24 protein-coding genes and 1 pseudogene are annotated in these 22,397 nt (G+C 60.0%); 9 read left to right on the top strand and 16 right to left on the bottom strand.

Annotated features, from left to right (window positions below):
• Positions 1-14: 14 nt before the first annotated feature.
• Complete coding sequence (locus tag ACVWZP_RS03570; RefSeq protein WP_126588573.1) at positions 15-425, bottom strand: hypothetical protein; 411 nt, start codon at positions 423-425, stop codon at positions 15-17.
• Positions 426-534: 109 nt separating this feature from the next.
• Here ACVWZP_RS03570 and ACVWZP_RS03565 point away from each other — a divergent pair, with 109 nt between their 5' ends.
• Complete coding sequence (locus ACVWZP_RS03565) at positions 535-1,404, top strand: AraC family transcriptional regulator (protein ID WP_448125153.1); 870 nt, start codon at positions 535-537, stop codon at positions 1,402-1,404.
• On the opposite strand, the gene ACVWZP_RS03560 is transcribed toward ACVWZP_RS03565, so the two are convergent.
• Both ACVWZP_RS03560 and ACVWZP_RS03555 read right to left on the bottom strand, forming a co-directional pair.
• Positions 1,395-2,036, bottom strand: a complete 642-nt coding sequence (locus ACVWZP_RS03560; protein WP_046383691.1) for a ribonuclease T2 family protein — start codon at positions 2,034-2,036, stop codon at positions 1,395-1,397. The two genes, ACVWZP_RS03565 and ACVWZP_RS03560, sit on opposite strands and share 10 nt — an antisense overlap.
• A gap of 90 nt (positions 2,037-2,126) precedes the next feature.
• Complete coding sequence (locus tag ACVWZP_RS03555; protein WP_424801708.1) at positions 2,127-3,107, bottom strand: Gfo/Idh/MocA family protein; 981 nt, start codon at positions 3,105-3,107, stop codon at positions 2,127-2,129.
• A 126-nt stretch (positions 3,108-3,233) separates the two neighbouring features.
• On the opposite strand from ACVWZP_RS03555, the gene ACVWZP_RS03550 reads away from it, so the two are divergent.
• Entirely contained in the window at positions 3,234-3,596 is a 363-nt protein-coding gene (locus ACVWZP_RS03550) for an NUDIX hydrolase (RefSeq protein WP_046383693.1), read from the top strand.
• Positions 3,597-3,674: 78 nt separating this feature from the next.
• Positions 3,675-3,851, top strand: coding sequence for a hypothetical protein (locus tag ACVWZP_RS03545; protein WP_156179961.1), 177 nt, complete (start codon positions 3,675-3,677; stop codon positions 3,849-3,851).
• Positions 3,852-4,067: 216 nt separating this feature from the next.
• On the opposite strand, the gene ACVWZP_RS03540 is transcribed toward ACVWZP_RS03545, so the two are convergent.
• Positions 4,068-4,352 (bottom strand): hypothetical protein, encoded by a 285-nt coding sequence (locus ACVWZP_RS03540; protein ID WP_102617591.1) that lies wholly within the window; start codon positions 4,350-4,352, stop codon positions 4,068-4,070.
• Between the two features lie 191 nt (positions 4,353-4,543).
• The gene (locus ACVWZP_RS03535) at positions 4,544-4,873 is read right to left on the bottom strand and encodes a hypothetical protein (protein ID WP_026139966.1); all 330 of its coding nucleotides are present in this window, start codon (positions 4,871-4,873) and stop codon (positions 4,544-4,546) included.
• Between the two features lie 349 nt (positions 4,874-5,222).
• On the opposite strand from ACVWZP_RS03535, the gene ACVWZP_RS03530 reads away from it, so the two are divergent.
• Positions 5,223-8,363 carry a DUF6531 domain-containing protein gene (locus ACVWZP_RS03530; protein WP_457369376.1) on the top strand — a complete coding sequence of 1,047 codons (3,141 nt, stop codon included), beginning with the start codon at positions 5,223-5,225 and terminating at the stop codon, positions 8,361-8,363.
• On the opposite strand, the gene ACVWZP_RS03525 is transcribed toward ACVWZP_RS03530, so the two are convergent.
• Entirely contained in the window at positions 8,260-8,697 is a 438-nt protein-coding gene (locus tag ACVWZP_RS03525; protein WP_046383694.1) for a DUF3995 domain-containing protein, read from the bottom strand. The genes ACVWZP_RS03530 and ACVWZP_RS03525 overlap by 104 nt on opposite strands.
• Positions 8,698-8,790: 93 nt before the next feature.
• On the opposite strand from ACVWZP_RS03525, the gene ACVWZP_RS03520 reads away from it, so the two are divergent.
• Together ACVWZP_RS03520 and ACVWZP_RS03515 are read left to right on the top strand one after the other, a co-directional pair.
• Positions 8,791-9,180 (top strand): DUF2946 domain-containing protein, encoded by a 390-nt coding sequence (locus tag ACVWZP_RS03520; protein ID WP_046383695.1) that lies wholly within the window; start codon positions 8,791-8,793, stop codon positions 9,178-9,180.
• Between the two features lie 93 nt (positions 9,181-9,273).
• On the top strand, positions 9,274-11,400 hold the full coding sequence (locus ACVWZP_RS03515; protein WP_457369375.1) for a TonB-dependent receptor: 2,127 nt from the start codon (positions 9,274-9,276) through the stop codon (positions 11,398-11,400).
• Positions 11,401-11,489: 89 nt separating this feature from the next.
• On the opposite strand, the gene ACVWZP_RS03510 is transcribed toward ACVWZP_RS03515, so the two are convergent.
• Both ACVWZP_RS03510 and ACVWZP_RS03505 read right to left on the bottom strand, forming a co-directional pair.
• Positions 11,490-12,506, bottom strand: a complete 1,017-nt coding sequence (locus ACVWZP_RS03510; protein ID WP_026139967.1) for an ABC transporter substrate-binding protein — start codon at positions 12,504-12,506, stop codon at positions 11,490-11,492.
• Between the two features lie 132 nt (positions 12,507-12,638).
• Positions 12,639-13,088, bottom strand: a complete 450-nt coding sequence (locus ACVWZP_RS03505; protein ID WP_017846547.1) for a hypothetical protein — start codon at positions 13,086-13,088, stop codon at positions 12,639-12,641.
• A gap of 414 nt (positions 13,089-13,502) precedes the next feature.
• Here ACVWZP_RS03505 and ACVWZP_RS03500 point away from each other — a divergent pair, with 414 nt between their 5' ends.
• The 3 genes from ACVWZP_RS03500 to ACVWZP_RS03490 all read left to right on the top strand — a co-directional run bounded on the left by ACVWZP_RS03500 (position 13,503) and on the right by ACVWZP_RS03490 (position 14,431).
• A complete protein-coding gene (locus tag ACVWZP_RS03500; RefSeq protein ID WP_081610137.1) occupies positions 13,503-13,778 on the top strand; it encodes a hypothetical protein in 276 nt (91 codons plus the stop codon).
• A 110-nt stretch (positions 13,779-13,888) separates the two neighbouring features.
• A complete protein-coding gene (locus tag ACVWZP_RS03495) occupies positions 13,889-14,119 on the top strand; it encodes a hypothetical protein (protein WP_017846549.1) in 231 nt (76 codons plus the stop codon).
• 75 nt (positions 14,120-14,194) lie between these two features.
• Positions 14,195-14,431: a DUF2789 domain-containing protein gene (locus ACVWZP_RS03490; protein WP_457369374.1), complete on the top strand. Its 237-nt coding sequence runs from the start codon at positions 14,195-14,197 to the stop codon at positions 14,429-14,431.
• A 6-nt stretch (positions 14,432-14,437) separates the two neighbouring features.
• Here ACVWZP_RS03490 and ACVWZP_RS03485 read toward each other — a convergent pair whose 3' ends face one another.
• The 8 genes and pseudogenes from ACVWZP_RS03485 to ACVWZP_RS03450 all read right to left on the bottom strand — a co-directional run bounded on the left by ACVWZP_RS03485 (position 14,438) and on the right by ACVWZP_RS03450 (position 22,306).
• Positions 14,438-14,641 carry a hypothetical protein gene (locus ACVWZP_RS03485; RefSeq protein WP_017846551.1) on the bottom strand — a complete coding sequence of 68 codons (204 nt, stop codon included), beginning with the start codon at positions 14,639-14,641 and terminating at the stop codon, positions 14,438-14,440.
• 115 nt (positions 14,642-14,756) lie between these two features.
• Entirely contained in the window at positions 14,757-15,989 is a 1,233-nt protein-coding gene (locus tag ACVWZP_RS03480) for a methyl-accepting chemotaxis protein (protein ID WP_371928173.1), read from the bottom strand.
• Between the two features lie 546 nt (positions 15,990-16,535).
• Positions 16,536-16,940, bottom strand: coding sequence for a TraR/DksA family transcriptional regulator (locus ACVWZP_RS03475; protein WP_010564800.1), 405 nt, complete (start codon positions 16,938-16,940; stop codon positions 16,536-16,538).
• A gap of 344 nt (positions 16,941-17,284) precedes the next feature.
• On the bottom strand, positions 17,285-18,307 hold the full coding sequence (locus tag ACVWZP_RS03470) for an ABC transporter permease (RefSeq protein ID WP_017846553.1): 1,023 nt from the start codon (positions 18,305-18,307) through the stop codon (positions 17,285-17,287).
• A gap of 58 nt (positions 18,308-18,365) precedes the next feature.
• Positions 18,366-19,920 (bottom strand): annotated as a pseudogene (locus ACVWZP_RS03465) (sugar ABC transporter ATP-binding protein).
• 65 nt (positions 19,921-19,985) lie between these two features.
• Entirely contained in the window at positions 19,986-20,921 is a 936-nt protein-coding gene (locus tag ACVWZP_RS03460; protein ID WP_057004687.1) for a sugar ABC transporter substrate-binding protein, read from the bottom strand.
• 48 nt (positions 20,922-20,969) lie between these two features.
• Positions 20,970-21,149 carry a hypothetical protein gene (locus ACVWZP_RS03455; RefSeq protein WP_079444050.1) on the bottom strand — a complete coding sequence of 60 codons (180 nt, stop codon included), beginning with the start codon at positions 21,147-21,149 and terminating at the stop codon, positions 20,970-20,972.
• A gap of 128 nt (positions 21,150-21,277) precedes the next feature.
• Complete coding sequence (locus tag ACVWZP_RS03450) at positions 21,278-22,306, bottom strand: Gfo/Idh/MocA family protein (RefSeq protein WP_057004688.1); 1,029 nt, start codon at positions 22,304-22,306, stop codon at positions 21,278-21,280.
• Positions 22,307-22,397 lie beyond the last annotated feature (91 nt).

The following is a 22,397-nucleotide window of genomic DNA, read 5'->3' as shown; positions in this document are numbered from 1 at the left end:
AGGCGGTGCATGGCTTAGAAATACGTTACATCCGACACCTGCTCATCCAGCACATCCCGCGCCAGCGCCCACGCCTGGTCATTGGACGCCACCATCAGCAGCGGATAACCCCAGGCATTGCCAAACGTCGTGGCGAACGGCTTGAGTGCCCGGCGCTTGGCCGCGCAGGGCTCCACCTGGATCATGCCTTTGACATACGCACGCAGGGCCTGCCGGTGTGTCTTCATCCAGTGCGAGGCGTGCTCGCGCTCTTCGTAGGAGTGCGCGTGATTCAGTTCGTCCAAGGCTTTTTCATACAGCAACACAAAAGATTGCTGACGTGCCAGCAGGCCTTCGAACATCACGAAGCTGTCCTGCGACCCGCCTTCATTCGGCGCATCAAAAACGATCTTCACCACGGGAAATGCTGAACTGTCGAGTCGCATGGCAGAGTTCCTTAATGAGAGAGAGTCTCACTATAAAGCTGACGAAGCTGGACGGCATTGCACAGAATAGCCAGAATGTTTCGCAATTCAGCCAAGCTGCGAGCTCACCATGAAACGCCATCGCCTGGACCTGCATGATCCGTTGTTAGCCAAGGATGCCGATCTGGTCCCGCGTGCGGTGGTGGCCGTGAGCGCGACCAGTACGTCCGAGCGTTGGGAGCACGTTCAGCACACCCACCGCAAAGGCCAGTTGATGTACACGCTGCGCGGGGTGATTCATTGCGAAATCGAGGCCGGCATCTGGATTGTGCCGCGCCAGTGTGCGCTGTGGATTCCCGGCGGCATGCCCCACGCCGCGCGTGGCGCCGGCGAAGCGGAGGTGTATTGCCTGCTGATCGACCCGGAGGCTGCCGGCGCCCTGCCCTCGCAATGCTGCACCCTGTCGGTATCCGGCCTGTTGCATGAGTTGATCAGCAAGGCGGTGAGCTTCCCGCAGTTGTACGACGTGAACAGTGCGCAGGGGCGTTTGATCGACACGCTTTTGGACGAACTGGCCCAGGCGCCCATCGAAGGCCTGCACCTGCCGATGCCCCAGGACCCGAGGCTGCGTCGCCTGGCCGACAGCCTGCTGGCCAACCCCGGCGACAAGGCCACGCTCGGCCAATGGGCGGCGCGCATCGGCATGAGCGAGCGCAGCATGACGCGCTTGTTGCTGGAGGAGTCAGGCCTGAGCTTCGGCCGCTGGCGTCGGCAGTTGCATGTGATCCTGTCGTTGCAACGACTGGCCAGGGGCGAAAGTGTGCAGCGGGTCGCCCTGGACTTGGGCTATGAAAATGCCAGCGGTTTTATCACCATGTTCCGCAAGGCCGTGGGCCAGCCGCCAGCGCGTTACCTGGCGGGTCGCGTCGGGGTGTCGACGTCAACCGAGGCCCCGGCGGCCATCGCATTGCACTCGCTCCAGGCGCCCGATCAGCGCTGAACCGGAATGCGGATATCACCGTCCCGGCACTGGGTTTTCACACTCTTGGGGCAGCCGGCAAAACGCAGTTCCTTGCTCAGACACACGCGCACTTCGGACAGCACCTTGCCCTTGCAGATCACCGCCACGCCATGGTTGCCCATGGCCGGGTTACTCTCGCGAAAGAGCGCCTCGATCTCCCGTGCCTCCAGGTAACCCGGCACGTTGAACGGCTGCAATTGCTGCGGGATCTGCACCGTGGCCAAGGCCGCATCGGTGGCTTGCAGGTAGCGCGTGGCTTCCAGGCCGCTGCAGGTGCCATGTTTGGACCATTCATGCTTGAGCAATGCCTGCGTCGGGAATATCAACGCGCCTTTGGCCAGCTCATCCGCCGACAGCCGCGACTGCGTATCGCACGACGCCGGCCAGCCACCCCGTGCGTATTGCGGCCATAGCCCATGCAATACAAACCCGTAGCCTTTGCCGCTGCATTGCTCGTTGTTCGGGTGCGCCAGGCAGAACGTCGGCGACCACGACAGCGACAGCACATAAAAATCAAAGTCCCCCGCCGGCCGTTGCTCGCGTGGCGCCGCCTGCGTCGCCATGCTTGCCAGTACCCACCCCACGGCCAGCCAGGCTGCCTTGTATTTCATCCGTCTGTTCCTTGAAAAAAATAAGCCCGCATTGTGAGTGCAGGCCAGGGTCCGGCGAAAGTGGTGAATGCAACGCCGGCGCCAGGAAAACTACTCAGGATGATAGGGATTGCGTTGCAGCACCTTGTCCAGAATCCGGTCGGTCTTCAATGCCTCGATCGCCAGCGAGGGGTGCTCGGCTTCGCCGCGAATATGGGCGTTCATGCCCAGCACATGGTGCCACTGGATATGCGTGTGGCAAGGCACCTCCAGCACTTCATCGACCGCCCCTTCAAGCCGCAACGGCTGGTCGTCGAACACCGCAAACGTGATCCGCCCCAGGGTGCCGATCAGCTCGACGCGATCTTCACGGCGGTCCGCGACAAAGTTCCAGCAGCCCATGCCCAGCGCGCCGGAGCTGAAAGTCCAGCAGGCGGTCACCGCGTCTTCCGCCGCATACTGTCCGGCCTGTCGCGCGCTAAACCCGGTAACCTCGACAATGTCGCCGGCCAGGTACTGGAACAGATCAAAGCCGTGGCTGGCCAGGTCGGCAAAGTAGCCGCCGCCGGCAATGGCCGGGTCGGTGCGCCAATTGGCGGCACTGGTGTCTTCGATGGCTGGCGGCTTGCACAGGGACCAGGTCAGGTGACGCAGTTGGCCGATGCGTCCATCGCGCAACCAGTCGCGCACTTGCTGGAAGCGCGGCAGCGAGCGGCGATAGTAGGACACAAACAAATGCAGCCCGGCACGTTCGAAAGTGCGCTGCATCAATGCGCCCTGCTCGGCATTCAGCGCCATGGGTTTTTCGACACAACAGTGCTTGCCGGCGGCCGCGACCATCAGGCTGTATTCGAGGTGGCTGTCGGGCGGTGTAGCGATGTACACCGCGTCCACCTCAGGGTCGTTGATCAGTGCCTGGGCGTCGGTATAGAAACGACCAATGCCGTGGCGTGCCGCATAATCGCGCACAGCCTCTTCGCGGCGCCCCATCACGGCCACCAGGGCCGAACCTGGCGCTTTGTAGAAAGCAGGTCCACTCTTTAACTCAGTGACGCTGCCACAGCCGATCATGCCCCAACGTACCGTCTTCATCTGCTCCCCTCGTGCGTTGTCGTCAATCGACCAGTATCTATATCCTCACGCAGATACGCCACCACCATCCAGCATGACATTTGCATTACACTTTTATGACAGACATCTCGCTGCGGGGCACAGACGATGAAAATACGCGCAACGGTGATTTGCGAACACGAGGGGCATATCCTCTTCGTGCGCAAAGCCAGATCGAAATGGGCGTTGCCGGGCGGTAAGGTCGAACGCGATGAGCGCCCGGTCGGCGCCGCCGAACGGGAGCTGGAAGAAGAAACCGGGTTGAACGTCGACGGACTTCTGTACCTGCAGGAATTGAAAGCGCGCGACACGCTGCACCATGTGTTCGAGGCGTCGGTGGTGAACATCGCGCAAGCACGGCCGTGCAACGAAATCATCGATTGCCGCTGGCACGCCTACAGTGCGATGGACGAGCTGGACACTACCGATACCACCCGGCACATCGTCAAATCCTTTCTGCGACGCCTGTAGTTCCGCGCTCTGTCCGGCGACCTGTGCAGATTCTGCGTCAGGGCGCTTCACTCGAATGTGCTCAGGCAGGTTATCGACTTGCTCGCCACCGAAATCGGTAATCTCATCCAGCGAGTTGGATGGAACAGTGTGATGCTCGAGTTTGTCGAGAACATCGACGAGTTGCTGTACCAAGCCAAGCACAATGGTCGGATGCGCGCGGAGCTTGTTGATGCCGACAACAAATCCCAGGCAAAAAAAATCCCAAGTAGCTGATGGAAACTTGGGATTTAAAAAATGCATAAACCGTGGGAGGTGAACGCCCGGCTATAGTACCGATTGCCTAATTCCGTAACAAGATGGTTTTAATCCTTTCGTCGGAATAAAACAATCGTAAGTCCTTCAATAACCACACATTTATCAAGGTAGCGAGGTATATAAGTGCCACTTTTTGGTGCAAATACCATCGCGACTTTTAAGTACTATTTCCCTTTATAAAGAAGGGTTATCAATCGATTTCGGCGTCAGACTTTTCGATGACTGTCCGCTCAACTGTTTGCACGTATCGCTAAGTTCAATCCTGTTTGCCGACGCGGCACTGGCCACGCGCTCCACTTGCCTGCAGAGAGCCAGGTACTCGACGGTCTGTTCACGCTGGCGGTCGACTTTGGCATTGAGTTGTACGAAATAGATCCCCAGCAACACCGCAACGCACAACACCGCGACTGCGAAGTAGCGCAAGCTGTCGGGCGACCGGGGCTCCGGAGGGGTCATCATTTTAATGCGCCCTGCTCTTCCGGCAGCGAACGTCGGCGATCAGGAACAGCGCGGCGACATCATCCGACGTCGCCCCGGGAAAAAGCGTTTGCATACCAACCTCCTCAATGACGGGGGCAATTGTATGCAAATAGAAACACTGAGATTGTCGTGGATTTGTAAACCGCGCTGCTCGACCAGCAAGAAGCGCCTTATTTGCGCGCCACTTTGTAGCGCACGCAATCCTGATAGAAACTCTGGCGAATCGCCTCGGGCTTGAGCCGTGAACGGCTGTCATAGGTCTGCTCGGTGATGCCCATGGCCATCATCCGCATCCATGACTTGTTGAACTTGATGGTCTGGATCTTCTGCCGCGCGGCATACAGTGAAACGCCCGACAGCTTGAGTTCCTGTGCCCTGGCGGCCGTACCCGCGCCCCAACTGCACATGTACTTGTCGCCCTCGCGCAACTCCCGCGCCTGTACGGCAGCCGCGCCGCCGGCCAGGGAACAGGCGATCAGCATGATTCCTACATTGCGCATTTGCTTCCTCACCTAACCAGCTGAAAATAAAAGCGATTCTGGCGAGAATTTTGTTACAAAGGGGCCACTAAATTGCCTTATCGCACGGATTGAAGGATCGCCACAACGCGGGCTCAACTCGCCGGCCGATATCTGGAAACCGGGCGGCAAGACAAGTGGTTTTATTTGCGCGAACAATGACGGGCGGTCTCGCAATCGGTCGGATCGACTTTTTGGGTAGCCCTTTCAATTGCTTTTTCGCGGGATTTTCCCTGGGCGTGTCAGCCCCTTCTGATTTTTCCAGCCGTTCGTCCAGCGTCTTTTTTCCGCGGCAGACTCCGACGTCTTACCCTTTGCCGAGACGTCACGGATGACTAACGCTTCCCACATTGCCTTTATCACACCTGAGCTGGATGGCGTGCATCAACGCCGGGCCGAGTATCCCCAGCAGGTCAACGCCGGGTATGGCGCACTGGATTCGCTGAGGCTGACCGATGCCGCACTGGACGGGCTCCTGCCGTTCGAATGGACGCGGTGCTACCACCCCCGTGCGGTGGATGTGGACTGCGGATTGGGGGTTGGCTGGAGCCACTCGCTGGCGCATCGGCTGACGCTGACAGACGCCTCGGCGGTGTGGATCGACCATGAGCACCGATCGACCGCCCTGCCCTTGCCGACCGAGGCGCGACCGACAACCGGCAATCGCCAGGCCGACGCCGCGATCTACCTGGGCGCGCGGTCGGATGAGCTGGTGCTGTGCCAGGCATCGCGCTTCTACCACTTCTGCCACGGTGTGCTGACCGCGATCAGCGATGCCTACGGCAACCGGCTGCGAATTGTCCGCGATGTGTTGGGGCACATTGAACGCCTGGATAACAGTGTCGGTCGCTCGCTGTTTTTCCGTTATGAGCGCGGCCACTTGGTGGCCCTCGATTACCAGGTTCAGCGGCCCGCGGGCGGTGCGGCAGGGGATTGGATGACCGAACAGACCGTGGTTTCCTACACCTATGACGACATTGGAAGACTGGTTTCGGCGACCAATGCCGTAGGGGAAAGCGAGACCTATCGGTACGACGAGCAACACTTGATCCTTGAACGCCAGTTAGCCGGCGGCGCGCGCTTCTTTTGGGCTTGGGAACGAGCTGGCAAGGCGGCGCGATGTGTCCGGCATTGGGCGAGTTTCTTGCAGATGGACACGCGGTATGCCTGGGGGGACGACGGTAGCGTGACCCTTCACAACGCCGATGGGAGCCAGGAAACCTATGTTCATGCCCCGCAGGCACGGCGGGTGCAGCGGGTGGGTCCGGATGGCGCCAAGCATTTCAGATCCTATGACGACAAAGGCCGTCTCACAGTCGAGCAAGACCCCCTCGGCGCGGTAACGGCGTATCAGTACGACGACGCTGGATGCTTGGTCGCGTTTTTTCCGGGGGAAGATGAGCCAACGTCCTACGAGTATGACAATGGACTCTTAAGAGTTGTACGTCGTGGCCAGGCAGTTTGGAACTACGCACATAACGACCAAGGCAATGTCATTCGTCAGACCGACCCCGATGGCAACGTTACCGACTATAGCTACAACCAGTATGGCCAACTGATCGGGGTTTGGTTTCCCGACCATAGCTGCCTGCGGCGGTGGTGGAATGAGCGTGGGCAGTTGCTTGAAGAACACTGGCCAAACGGCAGTGTGAAGCGCTATCGCTATGACGATCTCGGTCGGAGGGTGGCGCAGGAGGACAAGCATGGGGTGGCGACCCAGTACCAGTGGGACGGTGTCGGACGATTGGTTCGTGTGGTCATGCCCGGCGGTGGCACGCGCGAATACAGCTACAACTCCTACGGAAGAATCACCGCCGAACGCGATGAACTGGGGCACGTCACTCGCTACGAATACACCGACGGTCTGCCCCTGATCAGCCGCCGCATCAATGCGGACGGTAGCCAGGTCAACTACCGCTACGACCACATGCGATTGTTGCTCGCCGAGATCGAAAACGAAGTCGGCGAAATCTACCGCTTCGACTATCACCCCAACGGCCGGCTCCAGCAGGAAATCGACTTCGACGGCCGACGCACCGCCTATGCCTACGACCTCAACGGTCAGCTGCTGGAAAAAACCGCACACGGCACCGACGGCAGTCAGCTCGTCACCCGTTACCGGCGAGACCACGCCGGCCGGTTGGTCAGGAAAACCCTGCCCGATGGCGGCATTGTTGAATATACCTACGACCGCCAGGGCAACCTCCTCAGCGTCGACGACGGCTACCGCCCGCTTACCTACGAATACGACCCGCAAAACCGCCTGATCGCCGAACACCAGGGCTGGGGCACACTCCGTTATGGCTACGACGCCTGCGGCCGACTCAAATACCTGCGCCTGCCGGACAACAACCAGCTAGGGTTCAACCATGACAAGGGCGGCCACCTTGCGACCGTTGAACTCAATGGCGCGCTGTTGACGTCTCACCTGTTCGACGCCGGCCGAGAACACCAACGCGCCCAAGGCAAACTGCTCAGCAGTTACCAATACGATGAGCATGCACGCCTGTTCAACCATGGCATCTGCGATATCGAAGGCACTCGCTACCGCCGCCAGTACAGCTACGACAAAGCCGGCAACCTCAGGTACTTGCTCGACACCCGCAAAGGCGAGCACCGCTACCACTACGACACGCTAAACCGTCTGGTCCGCGCTGATCATTCCCAGGCCGCACAAGAACGCTTCGCCTACACACCGGCGGGTAGCCGTCTGACGCTCCAGGATGACCGCCACTACGACTACGACGCCTTTGGCAATCTCATCCGCGAACGGCGTGGCCAGGCCCACTCTGTCGTTACCGAATACCGCTACGACTGCCAGCAGCGTCTGATCGGCCTCACCCGCCCCAACGGCCAAACAGTCCACTACCGCTACGATCCGTTTGGTCGCCGCATCAGCAAAACCGTCGCCGGCACGACCACCGAGTTTTTCTGGCAAGGCGACAGACTGATCGCCGAGCACCACGCGCAACGGCATCGCAGCTACGTCTACGAACCCGACAGTGTCCGCCCACTGGCCCTGCTGGAAGGCTTCGGCCCACAGCACACCACGCCTTTCCACTACCAACTGGATCACCTTGGCACCGCGCAGGAACTCACCACGCCCGACGGCGAAATCGTGTGGTCCGCGCACTACCGCGCCGATGGCCGGATCACGCGATTGGACGTCGAAAAAATCGAAAACCCGCTGCGCGCCCAAGGTCAATACTTCGATCGGGAAAGCGGGCTGCACTACCATCGCCACCGCTACTACGATCCGGATAACGGTCGCTGCCTGACGGGTGGGCAGGATCAACGCCTATCGGTAAGCGCCCAACCCCACGGGGCGGGTCTGCAGGCGGGTGAACGCTCGCGGCGCGATCAGGCGATCAACTCCACGCCACCACCAACAACCCGGCGCCCAACAACAGGCACAACGGCGAATAAAAATACGTATCCCACCGTGCAAACCGCGAACCACCGACCTTTTTGAAAAAACCCACCAGCTCCGAATCGCCGATTGCCCTGGCAAACATGATCACGGCAATCGCGCTGATGCCCCATTGCAATGCGCCATGGGACACCGGCGAAAAATACAGCCCGGCCCGCAGGCAAACGAGCAAGGCAATTGCCACCAGGCCCATCGCCACCAGCAAGGTGCCCAATGCCGAAGGCTTGAACGCCAGGCGGGGGCCGCTGGCGAATTCGCCGGGAAGTTGAGGAATGGCGGCGAGGCTGCCGAGCTTGCCACCGGCGGCCCAGTACAAATGCACCATGCTGACAAAGGTGAAAATACCGACGATCCATCGTGCGACGATAAAGCTCATGGCGGCCTCTCCCGGAATTTGTGCGAAGTAGGATAGTCCCCCTGAGATTCTTTGCAGGCATTTCGTCGGCGGCCGATGGTAAAGTGCCACCCCATGAAAATCACCCGTGCCGACCGCTCGCTCATTGCCTGGATGCTCTACTGCAGCGTCCTGTTCAATGTGTTCGCGTGCAGCATTGGTCATGGGCAGATGGTGGGCATGCAGCTCAACGGCATCGGCGGGCAGTTCTGTACCGTCGACCCACGCACCCAGGCGCCCAAGCCGTCCACCCCCGCCGATGAAAGCCTGCCGACGCTGTCCAAGGCGTTTGGTTGCCCGCTGTGCTCGACCGGCGGCATGGGCCCGGCGCTGAACTCCAGCCTCAACGTCGCGGTGTTGCCGCAACCCCACGCACCGCCGCCGGCTATCGTACTGGCGGCTGACATTCCTGCCCGCTTCACCTGGCCCACGGCCCACCCACGGGCGCCTCCCGCCCTCGCCTGATCCTCGCGCTTTCTGATCTGCACTGACACCGTTTCCGTAAGGAAGTACGGGCGACTGTGCGTTGTTTTCAAGCAGGTTTTTCAGGATTCAAGCATGAAACATTTACCTCTGTTGGCAGGCCTGTTCGGCTGTCTGCCAGTCTGTGCCTGGGCGCTCGAACTGGCCCCGACCACCATCGATGGCGAACCCTCCCACGAACCCGGCCTGGCCCTGGACCAGTCCAGCGGCGTGGCGTCGCGGCTGGGGTTGAGCGTGCGCGAAACGCCCGCCTCGGTAGCGATCGCCAACCGCAATGACATCGAGCGCCATGGCGCCAAGACGTTCCGGGATGCAGCCAATACCTTGCCCGGTGTCAACGCCAGCGCACCGCCGGGGTTTGGGGGTTTTGTCTCGTATCGTGGGTTTACCAGCAGCCAGATCACCCAGATGTTCAACGGCATCAACGTCGCCACCGGCCTGGCCCGGCCGGTGGATGCGTGGATCTATGATCGGGTGGAACTGGTCGGCGGCCCCTCGTCCTTGATCAACGGCGCTGGCTCCGTGGGCGGTTCGCTGAACTACGTGACCAAGCTGGCCACCCGCGAAGAACAGGCCGCCGAAGGCCAACTGACCTACGGCAGCTACGACACCGCCGGCATGGCATTCGGCCTGAACCACGCGCTGACCGACCCCAGCGCCGACGTGCAGCATTACGCACGCCTGGACGTCAGCCGCAACACCAACCACAGCTACATCGACCGCGACCAGCGCGACGCCTGGAGCGTAGCGTTTTCCCTGCTCAGCGACCTTACCCCCAACCTGTCCCATACCCTGGCCCTGGAATACCAGGACGAACATGAAGACAGCCCGTACTGGGGCACGCCGGTGCTGAACCCCAAGGCCGGCGAGCTGAAGATCGATAAACACAACCGTTTCAACAATTACAACGTCGCCGACGGTCGTTACGAACAGCGCACGCTCTGGGCGCGTTCGATCATCGACTACCGGATCAACGACAGCACCACGCTGAAAAACACCCTGTATCACCTGGACAGCCAGCGCGATTACCGCAACCTCGAGACCTACCAGTACAACGCCGACAACAGCGCGGTGAACCGCTCGACCGCGTACCAGGTGCGTCATCAGGGTGAGCAGAATGGCAACCAGTTCGAGCTGCGCCACGACGACCGCATCTTCGGTCTCGCCACCACCTGGTCCGGCGGCTTCGAATACAAGGTCAACAGCACGACCAACAGCCCGCTGAGAGCCGCAGGCAACAGCACGGTCGATCCTGACCATTACGACCCGGGGTACTTTTACGACATCCCTGGCACCCGACCGGGCTTTATCAGCGACAAGACCAACGAGGTCACCACCAAAGCACTGTTCGTGGAAAATCGCCTGGGCCTGACCGATAAACTGACATTGCTGACGGGCCTGCGCTACGACGCCATCGACCTGGATGTCACCAACCACGGCGCGATAACCGCCAGCAGTCCACGGCACTTCACGCGCAGTTGGGAGCCGGTGACCGGGCGCGCGGGCCTGACCTACCAGTTCATCCCGACGGCCAACGTGTACGTGCAATACAGCACGGCCGCCGAACAGCCGAGTACCACCACCCAGGTATTCGACGTATCGACCGGCAAACAGTGGGAGGTGGGCAGTAAATTCGATTACCTGGACGGTCGCGGTTCGGCCACCGTCGCGGCTTACAAAATCGAGCGCAAGGACTTTGCCGTCACCGACCCGCTGGACCCCACCAACAGCATCCCGGTAGGCGCACAGTCGTCCAAGGGCATTGAGTTGGCCAGTTCGTTGCGCATCACGCCGCGGCTACTCGCCGAAGGCAACTTCGCCTGGGTGGACGCCGAGTACGACGAGTTCAACGAAAAAATCGCCAGCGGCGCGGTGGTCTCACGCAAGGGCAATACGCCGACCAATGTGCCCAAGCGCGTCGGCAACCTGTGGCTGACCTATGATTTTTCCGAGGATTGGCAAGGCGGCGTGGATGCGCGGTATGTGGCCCAGGTGTATGCGGATAACGCCAACACTCAGACAGTGCCGGCCTACCCCCTGTTCGGCACATTCCTGCGCTACAAGGTGGACGCCCACACCTCGGTGACCGGCCGCGTGCGCAACCTGACCAACGAGGTGTATGCCGAGTTTGCCCATGTGTCGCCAGCGTATTACCTGGGGTCGCCGCGCACGTTTGAAGTGGCGGTGCAAACCCGCTTCTGAGCCTGGAATGCTAGCCAATGTGAAAGCGGGCACACGCTGACAAGCCCGCTTGCACATTCTTGCCCCGCGTTCTGCCGCAGGATGGGACGCTATTTCAGGCTGGCTTCAACCTTCTGCGCCACATCCTCCGTCAACCAGGCCTTCCACACATCAGGATGCGCCTTGAGAAACGCCAGCGCGACGTCGCGTGGCGCGGTGTGATTCTCGCTCATGCTCGCCAAGGCTTTGTTCAGCGGCTCGATCGGGAACTCGACTTTCTCGAAGAACCCGACAATCTGCGGATGTTCTTTCTGGAACGGCGTGGACACGCCGATACTCAACTTGGACGCCAAAGACCGTGTCGGCTTCGGATCGGGATTGTCCGCATCCGTCAGCGTCTTCCACGCCTCGGCATCGAACGCCGGCTCTTCCAGCTGGATCAATTTGTAGCGCCCCATCAAGGGCGTCGGCGACCAGTAATAGAACAGCACTGGCTTACCGCGACGAATCGAGGAAGTTATCTCGGCATCCAACGCCGCCCCCGAGCCACTGCGAAAGTTCACATAGCTGTCGTCCAGGCCGTAGGCCTTGAGTTTCTGCTTGTTGACCACTTCCGAGGTCCAGCCAATGGGGCTGTTGAGAAAGCGCCCTTTGCCTGGGGATTCGGGGTCCTTGAACACGTCCTTGTAACGCGCCAGGTCCGCGACACTTTTGAGGTCTGGTGCCAGGGGCTTAAGGCCTTTGGCAGGGTCGCCCTTGACCACGTACTCCGGTACCCACCAGCCTTCGGTGGCGCCCTTGACCGTATCGCCCACCCCGGCCACCTTGCCTTCGGCCTCGGCCTTGACCCACACCGGACTGCGGCCTGCCCATTCTTCGCCGATCACCTGGATGTCATTCTTCGCCAGGGCGGTTTCCAGGGTGATGGTGGTGCCGGGCAAGGTGTCGGTGGGCAGGTCATAGCCCTTCTCGACGATATAGCGCAGCACTTCGGTGATCAGACTGCCACTTTCCCAGTTCAGGTCGGCAAAATGCACAGGCGCCTGTGCAGCCGAAACCGGCAACGAAGCCACCGACAGACTCAGGCTCGCCAGGGACGCCGCCAACAGGGATCTCAATCCTTTCATGCCTTTGCACCTCACGTGTTCGCTGCAATAACGGACGGCTTGGCCGCCACTGCGCGAAGCCTCTGAATAGTTAAGTCAACTCAACTGTAGTAGAGGTTCCGGGAGATAAAGGCTGTTTGCTGTACGAGCGGGTTATTCGCTGGCCTTGAAGGTCACCAGTTCACCCTTGCGCCACTTGGCGGCCTTGCCGGTCACGGCCTTGAGGGTTTTGGTCAAGCCTTCCTGCAATTGTTCGTTGGCGGCAAACACCAGCATCACGCTGTGACCTTCCTTGAACACAATGCCCTGGCCTTCGGCCGAGGAAACAAAGGCATAGTCGCCCAAGCCATACACCGTCAACTTGATATCGCGGAACTTCAATTCAAACTTGCCACCTTCTCGACTGGGCAATACCGCGGCACGAAAATGATCACCGACCTTGAGTTCAAGGCGTTGTTTGTCATCCACGACCAATGCCGATTCAGTATCGATCTCGGCGATATAGATGCCTTCCGGTGTCTGTTCAGTGATGTAAACAAAACGGGATTGAAACTGCTTGACCAACTTTGCGCGCAAATCACCCAGCACGAATAACGCGTGCATATCCAGATTACTGACTGCCAAGGAAACGCCCCCAGATCAAAAAAAGCACTGTCCGCCGGAACGGGCAGCACAAAAAAGCGGCCATACCGGCACGCTGACACAACGCATTGATTAAAAACCCTGAAAAAACGCCCCTGCGGTGCCATAAGACTAATACAGGCATACACGACGAGCCTTATGCAGGCCATCGATCTTCACAGCAAATCACAGGTTTAACAGCCCGAGAAGACGGGTCGACCAGCTTCAGAGAATAACCCAATTAAAAAGCGCAGTTTCCGACAACCTGCACAAAACAAAACACCTGGAATGGAACCGAGTACCGATTGCCGACGACAATATTAAAACAGCAACACGGGTCAAAACCACCCGTTCCGCTGCTGGCGGGCCAACCAGATCGATCGACAGGAGCTGACCATGCAACGACGTCAACACAACGCTACGTCTTCCAGCACTCACTCATCCTATCAAGACGAGCGCCAATACTACTGCTTGCACAGCCATGATGGGTACTCAAACTCCGTGCTTTATCAAGTTGTACCAGCCGGACGCAACTTCTTTCATATTCTGGAAGTCACCAGCGGCAGGATCAAAGGCTTTCGCAGCAACCATATCCGCGCCTGCGAACTGGCAAAAACCCTCGAGGCCGCCCTGCACGCCCCGCACGGCGGGATCGTTTCGTCACCTGGATGACTTTACCGCGCCGTCGCCCCTCAACAACTGCCATACTGGCCCGTCCATTGAAGTTTGCCCCGTGCGGGTCAGGTTTCATCAGTGCAGTTACCTTGAAGGGAAGGTTATACGTGACGGAATTTGATATTGGCGAATTTTTTATCCATGGCGAAGCCAAGGAAGTAGACGGAGAATTCCAAGCAGTTATCGTAATGCGTGCCAAGCCCCCCTTGACCACGATCACAATGCACCAAGTGGAAAAAGATCGTTGGTTCAAGACCGCGGACGCCGCCGCCGTCGCGGCAAAAGAAGCCGCCAGGGCCCTCAAGACAGCGGTGGACTCAGGGGCGTTGACCTCCTGAGAATCCGATAGAACTCTACTGCGCGACAAGCCTCCGATGCATACCCCCCCCAAAAAAACCGGCATGGAGAACGATATGGATGCGCCAGTACCAACCCTTGAAACCCTGTTTGATCAACTGGGCCTGGATTCCCCCCCGAAGGACATCGACGCGTTTATCGCTGCCCATCCTTTGGCCGACGACGTCAAGCTGATCGACGCGCCCTTCTGGACGTCCCAGCAGGCTCAGTTTCTCAAGGAAGAACTTCGGGAAGACGCTGAATGGGCGATGGCCGTGGATGAACTGAACCAGCGTCTGCACCAAGCGCAATAACGCCCCTCAATGCAGGCTGTCTGACTGTTCCATGCGCAACAGCGCTTGCCAGGCGGCCCTGCACTCCTCGGCTTCATCACGGCTGGCGAAGACGGTGCCACGCTGCTCACCGTTGAGCAGCACGACCCAACAAGCCTTCTGACCCAGCGCACGCAGGGTTTCGGGTACGCCACTGCCAATCATCACAGCGACATCGACTTTGTTTTGCATGGAGCTTCTCCGCAACAATCGTTAGCTAACTAACAACGGCGGCCATGCTACGTTTTTCCTACCCTCAGAAAAAGCTATCCCCTGGATAGCTCTATTGCGCAAACAGCAACAATCTCTAGTGCCTGGCCTTCGTGCCTTCGGGTTTATAGCCCAGGCGCAACCCGCCCCAATGCCGGCCCTTGACCATGATCGGCACCGACAAGTCGTGCATCAACTCACCGGTATCGCGGGTGTAGGTCTGCAACAGTACCGCTTGCTGATGGCTGCCACAGCGAATCCCGGTACGGTCGTCGAACTTGCGCTTGGTGCGATTCTGTAACGCATCCACCTGTACATCGCCGGTCAAGGGTTGGGAAAACGCCTTGTTGTGTGTCGGCACATACCCCTGTTGCGTACAGGCGATGGCAAATACCAAACCTTCGTGTCGCGGCAGCAGCGCCTCTTGAATCGCCGGCAAAACCTGATCGGTGTAGCTGTCAAAACGCGTGTGGTACTTGCTGGGGTGGGTGTTGGGGATCGCCGCGTAGTTGCGGTCGAACAGATCCTCCAGGCTGACGCGGTTTTGCAGTACATCAGCCTCGAACTGTTCGGCGATGCGGCTCGCGCCTTCGCGGGCGAGGTCGTAGACGCGCTGGTGATAGTCATCCAGCCCGACGGCGGCCAGGCGTTCGCTGATGGTTTCGGCCTGCCCTTCCATTTGCACGGCGGCATCGGCCAGTTGACGGGTTTGCTCGTCGCTCACCGTCAGGTCGCTGCGCATTTGCTCCACGGCATGGAACAGGCTGTCGAGTTGCGCCCGATTGGTCTCGGTGCCTTGGGCGATTTCGTTGACCTGCCCTTCGACATCCGCGGCCAGGCTGGCGATGTTCTGCAGTTGCTCACCGGCGTGCTCCACCTGCTCCACGCCGGTGTGCAGGTCCGCCGACAGTTGGCGAATCTGCTCCACCACCTGGCCGGTGCGTTGTTGGATATCGGCCACCATCACCCCGACTTCCTCGGTGGCGGTAGCGGTACGGCCGGCCAGCCCGCGGACTTCATCGGCCACCACGGCAAACCCGCGCCCATGCTCGCCGGCACGCGCGGCTTCGATGGCGGCGTTCAAGGCCAGCAGGTTGGTCTGGCTGGCGATGGACTGGATCACCAGGGTCACCCGCTGGATTTCCTCGCTGCGCTGGCTCAGGGCTTCAATCATCTCGCGGCTGGCATTCGCGCGCTGGCTGAGTTGGTGCATGCGGGTGATCGACTGGGCCAGCACTTCGCGGCCCTCGGTACTGCGCTGATGCGCCTGGCTGGCGGCGCCCAGCGCCTGGTGACTGAGTTGGGAGGTGACTTGTTCGGTGCCGATCATCACTTCGGCGCTGTTGACGATCTGCTGGGCAGCGCTCAACTGCGACTGCAGGCGCGCAGCCAGTTGCTTGACCGAATAGGCCACGCCGGCCGCCGACAATGCGTTATGGCTGGTGGTATAGGACAGGTCGCGGGTCAGGTCGCCAATCGCATCGACCGCTTCGGACGGCGCCGCGCTGGGCGTGCGCTTTTTCAGACGGGGCAGCCAGATCACCAGCAAGGCCAGTGTCAGGCAGAGATAAATCGGCAGGCTGGCAAACGCAAGGCCGAGCAGAACCAGCACCACGGCGGTGCTCTGCAAAAGCGGCGTCAGCCAGCCGGGCAACCCGCGCACCACCGCGTGCGGTGGCACTGCTGCGCCCATCAGAGATCCGTCTCCAGCCATCTTCGTCACCCCACTGCTTGTCATTATTGTCTCTGCATTAAACGCCACTATCAGGCCATTATCTATGGGCCTTTAGTGGGGGAGCTTGCAACAGATCAATATAGCGGGCGTAACGGGTATTTTCCCTGGGGAGCGCAGTACTCGCCCCCCAGCTTCAGCGCATCAGGCTTGACGCTGGTGCTTGTCGATCTGCTCGTGGCGCTCTTGCGCTTCGATGCAGTACTTGGTGGTCGGGCTGATCAGCAGGCGCTTGAGGCCGATAGGCTCGCCGCTGTCATCGCACCAGCCAAAGGAATCTTCCTTGATGCGCTCCAGTGCGCGCTCCAGTTGCGGCAGCATGCGCTGGTCGCGATCAATGGCATTCACCAACCAGGTGCGCTCTTCTTCCACGGAGGCGGCATCCGCCGGGTCGGCCGGGGTGTCCAGGCTCTCAATGGCGATGCGGTTCTGTTCAATGCGCTCGTGGTGTTCCACTTTCATGTCTTGCAGCAACTGCTCGAAAAAAGCGTGCTGTTCGGCATTCATGTAGTCATCCGCCGGCATGGCCAGCAACTTTTCCTTTGTCATTGATTTCTCTATAAAAAATACGTGCATTAAGGCGAATAAGGGAGCGTTCCGGTCAACCTCTGCAGGTCTCGGAAAGGCGCCATCCATTCCAAGCGCCACCCGGCACTCAATTTACGAGGGGCGGCAGTCTAAGGCCGACTTGAGGGCGCAGCAACTGAAAAGACAGGCATTTTTTCCAAGATAACCCCCAAAGGCACCAGGACGGGCTTGGCGAATGGTCATCGGAGTGCGTTTATAGCAAGAAATTCAGTGTTGTGGAGCTATATAGAAGACAAACGGTTGGATCTGACGAATACAGGCCTGAATGTGGGAGGGGGCAGGCCCCTCCCACATTTTGCACTGCGTCAGCGTTTTAGCTTGCGCTTGTTGCGATATTGGTCGATCACCACCGCCGCCACGATAATCAGGCCCTTGATGATGTCCTGGATATACGCGTCGACCCCGACAAAGGTAAACCCGCTGGCCATCACCCCAAGGATCAGCGCGCCGATCACGGTGCCGGTGATGCGCCCTACTCCGCCGGCCAGGCTGGTGCCGCCGATCACCGCGGCGGCAATCGCATCCAGTTCGTAGGACATGCCCATGCCGGCCTGGCCGGTGGCGGCACGCGCCGAGGCCACCACACCGGCCAGACCCGCCAGGAGCCCGGCGATGCTGTAGACGATGATCAGGTGGCGCTTGACGTTGATCCCCGAGGTGCGCGCCGCCTGCATATTGCCGCCGATGGCGTAGGTGTACTTACCGTACTTGGTGTAGCGCAGGGCGATATGGAAGATCACCGCCACCACCAGAAAGATGATCACCGGCATCGCGCCATGCCCGATGGCCGTGTAGGAATCCGAGAGCATGCTCACTGGCTGGCCTTCGGTGTAGTAACGCGCCAGGCCACGGGCCGACACCATCATCCCCAGCGTTGCGATAAACGGCGGGATACCGGTCACCGCGATAATGCTGCCGTTGATCGCGCCCGCCAGCAGCCCCACGCCGAGCCCCGCCACCACCGGAATCCACACCGGCAGGTCGGTCAGGGACGGAAACACCGCACGGGAAAAATCAGATGTTTGCGCAAGACTGGCAGCGATCATCGCCGATAATGCCAAGACCGAGCCGGAAGACAAGTCGATCCCGGTGGTGATGATCACCTGGGTCACACCGATGGCCAGCAGGCCGATGATCGACACTTGCAGGATCATCAGCACCAGGCGCTGGGAGTTCATCAGGAAGCTCTGGTCTCGCACGATCCAGCCAAACAGCTCAAACACCAGGCCGATGCCGATCAACACCAGGAAGATGCTCAGCTCGGTGGGCAAGCGCCGACGGTGCTTGACCGCTGCCGTGGCAGGCTTGTTGTCTGTTATTGCGTTCATAGCCAATCACCTTTTTATTCTATGGCGCAGGCCAACCGCAGGCCCGCGCGGCTGTTCGTCAGTGGACCGCGGTCATACCGGAGGCCAGCTGCATGACTTTTTCCTGGGTCGCGTCTGCACGGTCCAGGGTGCCCATCAGTTCGCCTTCAATGCATCACCATCACCCGGTCGCTCATACCCAGCACTTCAGGCAGCTCCGAGGAAATCATGATCACCGCCATGCCCTCGCTGGCGAGGAACGCAATCAAACGGTAGATCTCGGCCTTGGCGCCGACATCGATGCCACGGGTCGGCTCGTCGAGGATCAGCAGGCGCGGGTTGGTCATCAGCCAGCGCGCCAGCAGGGCTTTCTGCTGATTGCCGCCAGACAAGGTGTCGATGCATTGCTCCAGGGACGGGGTTTTCACCCGCAGCTTCTTGCACATGTCTTCGCACAGCGCACGCAGGGCTTTCTGCTGGATAAACCCGTTGCCCGAGTAATGCGGCAACACCGCCATTTCCATGTTTTCCAGGACCGACAGGCACGGGAACAGCCCGCTGAGCTTGCGGTCTTCGGTCAACAGCGCAAAGCCTTTGTCGATGGCCATGTGCGGGTCGGTGATACGCAGCGCCTTGCCATCGAGGGTTATCTGCCCACGAGTGCTTGGGCTGATGCCGAAAAGGGTTTCCGCCACGTTGGTGCGGCCCGAACCCATCAGCCCGGCGATGCCGAGGATCTCGCCGGCATGCAGGTCGAACGAGACGTTGTTGAACACGCCGTCCAGGCCCAGGTCGCGCACCGACAACAGCAACTCGCCGATGGGCGTTTCGCGCACCGGGAACAACTGGCTCAGTTCACGGCCGACCATCATCGAGATCAGGCTGTCGCTGTTCATGCTGTCGGCGCGCTGCAGGCCGATGTACTGGCCGTCGCGAAACACCGCCACTTCATCGGCGATGGCGAACACTTCATTCATCTTGTGCGTGATGTAGACGATGCCTTTGCCCTGGGCCTTGAGGTCGGCAATGATCGAAAACAGGTGGGCAACTTCCTTCTCGGTGATGGCGGACGTCGGCTCATCCATGATCAGGATGTCGGAATCGTAGGACACCGCCTTGGCAATCTCGACCATCTGCCGCTCGGCGATGCTCAGGTTGCCCACCTGCTCCTCGGGGTCGAGGTTGATGCGCAGGCGGGCGAGCAATTGGGCGGTGCAGCGGTGCATTTCGCGGTGGTTGACCATGCGCAGGCTGTTGAGCTGCTCGCGGCCGATCCAGATATTCTCGGCGATGCTCATGTGCGGCATCAGGTTGAGTTCCTGGTGGATCATCGCGATCCCGGCCTTTTGCGCGGCCAGCGGCGTCTCAAACACAATCGGCTTGCCGCGCAGGCGGATTTCCCCGGCGTCGGGCTGGTAGATGCCGGCGATGATTTTCATCAGGGTCGACTTGCCCGCGCCGTTCTCGCCCATCAGCGCCAGCACCGAGCCTGGGCGCACACGCAGTTGTACATCGGCCAGGGCCACCACACCGGGAAAGCCTTTGCTGATGTTGAGGATTTCCAGCAGATACGGTTCTTCCAGCAGCGACGGCTGGATACCGGGCGGCTGCGAGACAGTGGCTTGAGCAAGCATAGGGCGGTACTCCATCGACAGGGCGGGCACGACCGCCCTGCCGGCTTATTGTTGTGATGTAAGGGCTACTTGAAGTCTTTGACGTTGTCCGGGGTGATCAGCTTGAACGGGATGACAATGTTCTGCTCGATCGCTTCCTTCTTCGCCATCTTGCGCGCCGCCTCCACCGAGCCGACTGCCTGGCCCTTGGCATCCTGGAACACCGACACGGTCATTTCGCCCTTGGTGATCGCATTCAAGCCGTCCGGCGTGCCGTCGACCCCTGCAATCAAGACGCTGCCCGGCTTGGTGCCGGCCGACTTCAACGCCATGGCCGCGCCAATCGCCATTTCGTCGTTGTTGGCCAGCACGGCATTGAATTCGCGGCCCTGGGTCAACCAGTCGTTGACCAGGGTCATCCCGCGGTCACGCAGCCAGATGCCGGTCTGTTCCTGCTCGATCTTGATCTGCGGGTACTTGGCCAGGACTTCTTTGATGCCCTTGGTCCGGTTGGTGGTGGAGTTGTTTGCCAGGTCACCGAGCAGGATCACCACCTTGCCCTTGCCCCCCAGTTTTTCGGCGATGTACTGCATTTGCAGCCTGCCGGCCTCTTCATCATCGGAGGTCACGGCCGCCACGCCTTTGGGCAGGTCTTTCTGGTCAGGTCGGCGGTTGACATAGACCAGCGGAATACCCGCTTCGAGCGCCGACTTGCTGATCCGCGCCGTGGACGCCGTGTCCACCGGGTTGACGATGATCGCGTCGACCTTCTGGCTGATGAAGTTCTCGACCTGGCTCAATTGCTTGACCACGTCGGCGCGCGCGTCTTCGAACTGCAGTTGCACGCCATCGCCCTTGGGGTAGGCCTTGGCTTGCTTGTCCATGAATTCACGCACATTGGTCAGGTAGGTGTCATCGAACTGCGACATGCTCACGCCGATCTTCAGATCGGCAGCCATGGCAAAACCGCTGGCCAGCAGCAGGGACAACGCCAGCGCGGTAAAACGGATCGGGGTCTTCATGAACGGTCTGTCTCCACTTTCTTGTTGGTTTTTTGGACGTTGCGTTTTTCAGAGCGAGGATGACGGCAGGCGGACGAGCGGTGCTCCCGGAATGCAGCACACCAGGGCGCCTTGGTTTTCGACGCACAGCACGTTGAGGAAGGAGAAGTAAAACGGCCGGGTGCGGGGCAGACCGCGTGGCGCAAGGGCTGGGCGTAAAACTCGCAGTACAGCGTTGAAGATTTTCATCTGACGGTACCTGGTTGTTTTTGATCTTGTTTTTGTTGAGTCGTCGGGATCGAGTCCGGAACGTACTTTATGCAACCTGGAAAAGACTTTATTGGAAAATAATTTCTATATCAACCTGTTTTAGAATTTTATTCTATTTTTGTCGAAACCACCTGCTGGCGCTCGGCGCTCAGGCGTGCGGCGTCCAATATCCTTGTGGTTTCCAGCGCCTCGTAGGCGTCCACCGGCAGCGGCCCCTGCCCTTGCACGGCAGCCTGCCACTGGCGATAGAACTGGGTCCAGCAGCCTTTTTCCGACGGCACACGCTCGCGCTCGGGGCCTTGTTCGAACCAGCCCCAGCGGCGGTGCTCCTCGGCCCCCCAGTGCTCGCCCTCGGTTTTGGGCGACTTGCCGGCCATCAGTGCGTCTTCCTGGCCGTCCAACCCGTCGACGGTGTAGCAACCCAGGGTGCCGCTGACCCGCAAGCGCGGTGCCGGGCTGTTCTGCAAGGCGTTGCCCCACAGGTGGGAAATCACCCCGTTGGCGTGGGTCAGGGAGACAAAGAAGCCGTGGTCGATGCTGGGGTGTTCGGCGCTGTAGTGCAGTTGCGCGAAAACCCGATCCACCGGGCCGAACAGTTGCAGCGCCTGATCCACCAGATGGCTGCCCAGGTCGCGCAGCCAGCCGCCGCCGCTGGCATTGCCCACCGATTGCGGGCTGAAACGCTCGACGCGGGATTCAAACCGGGTGACAGCGCCGAGGGCGCCGGCGTCGATCAGTTTGCGCAAGGTCAGGAAATCCGAATCCCAGCGCCGGTTCTGGTAGACGCTGAGCAACACGCCCTGGCGTTCAGCCGCGGTGATCAGCACCCGGGCCTGCTCGGCGTTGGCGGCGAAAGGTTTATCGCTGACCACGGCGACGCCGTGCTCGATGGCCTCCAGCACCAGCGCAGGGCGACCTTTAAGCGTGGTGGAAATCACCAGGGCGTCAACGCCGGCCTCGACGATCTGGCCGATGCTGTCAAAGGCTTTAACCCCTGGAAGATCAGTGCTCAATTGCTGACGGCGCTCGGGTGAACGAGTCACCACACCAACAAAAGTAGCGCCGGGCAGGGTTGCAATCAGTGGCGCATGAAAGAAGCGCCCTCCGTGGCCATAGCCGACTAGTCCAATTCGCATACATTCACTCCTTTATTGAAGTGCACACCCAATCCAACTGTGGGAGGGGGCTTGCCCCCGATGGCGGTGGATCAGATCCAGATTCATTAGC

The sequence above is a fragment of the Pseudomonas sp. TE36184 genome (assembly GCF_054060055.1).
The sequence above is the reverse complement of the archived record's forward strand: the minus strand, read 5'-3'. Positions and strand labels throughout refer to the sequence as shown.